Source organism: Bartonella sp. CE47NXGY (assembly GCF_042195415.1).
Taxonomy (GTDB): domain Bacteria; phylum Pseudomonadota; class Alphaproteobacteria; order Rhizobiales; family Rhizobiaceae; genus Bartonella.
Genome location: NZ_JBHIOI010000161.1, coordinates 1 through 1,131, shown reverse-complemented (window position 1 = coordinate 1,131; position 1,131 = coordinate 1). Strand labels below are relative to the sequence as shown.

The following is a 1,131-nucleotide window of genomic DNA, read 5'->3' as shown; positions in this document are numbered from 1 at the left end:
TTTTCCTATTCCTTTTTGGCGCATATCTATTCACTTTTGGAACATAATTTGCAAAAAGGCATTGTATCTCCAGCATATTCAAGGAGATAAAACATGGAAACTCGCATTCCTGAAAACACACCATTTGAGACGAATTTTCTAGGAGAAACATCTCTAGAAGAAAAGTATTCACTCTTTCACACACCCATTTCATGGTCCGCAATCTTTGCGGGACTGGTGACGGCTCTTGCCACCTCAATCTGCCTCTCTTTTCTGGTTGCAGCTTTAGGCTTAAGCCAAATGGATTTCACTTCTTCAACCCCATTTGAAGGCTCTTTCCTCTCCTTTGGCGTGGGTTCTGTTATCGTTACACTGATTAGCCTAGCCTTGGGAGGCTTTGTCGCTGGACGTTTTGCTGAAACCTCAGGGATTCTTCATGGCTTTCTCACTTGGGCTCTCATAACATTGCTGATGACCCTCCAAGCCATCCACGTGGTTTCTAGTACAGCAAAGATAGGAGCTAAAACGGCTCTAGAAAACAGCTCCATGGTCCAACAAACCGTAGACAGCCTAAAAAACAATATTTCCCCTATACTTGCAAACTTAAACAGCGAAAGTCTTGAACAGTTTTTTGCAAAAAATAGTGACAATGATATCAATTTTGACCAACTTAGGAGTGAATTGCGCACCCTTCTCAATAAAAGCGACATTCCTGCTCTCAACCCTGATCGCTTAAAACAAACCTATCAAGCTGCACTCAATGATATTGGTTCTGCGATAACAGCTTTCAAAAATGATCCTTCTTACTATCGCACCACTTTAAAAAATCTTGGTGAGCGCCTGTCTGATCGTGTAGAAGATCTCACGACAAAATTTGATCGAAGTGATATCATCAACGCGCTCATAAAAGATGGCATGTCCCGTTCGGATGCACAAACAGCAGCCAACCATGCTGTTCAACTCTATCAAAGCGCAGAGGAAAAAACCGAAAAAGCCATCAAAGTCCTTGAAGAACGGGCAGAAACACTCTCAGACAATCTTGAGGATACGATCAAGGGAGCAAAAAACACTGCAACTAAAGCCACAAAAACAGCCTCCAATATGGGGTGGTGGGGCTTTTTAGGAAGTCTGGTAGGCGCCATTATTTCCAGT

Annotated in this window: 1 protein-coding gene; it reads left to right on the top strand. The window is 42.8% G+C overall.

Annotation, left to right across the window (positions count from 1 at the left end; translation table 11 throughout):
* Positions 1–93: 93 nt before the first annotated feature.
* On the top strand, positions 94–1,131 hold a 1,038-nt coding region (locus ACFIL3_RS10385), incomplete at its 3' end, for a DUF3792 domain-containing protein (RefSeq protein ID WP_375682241.1).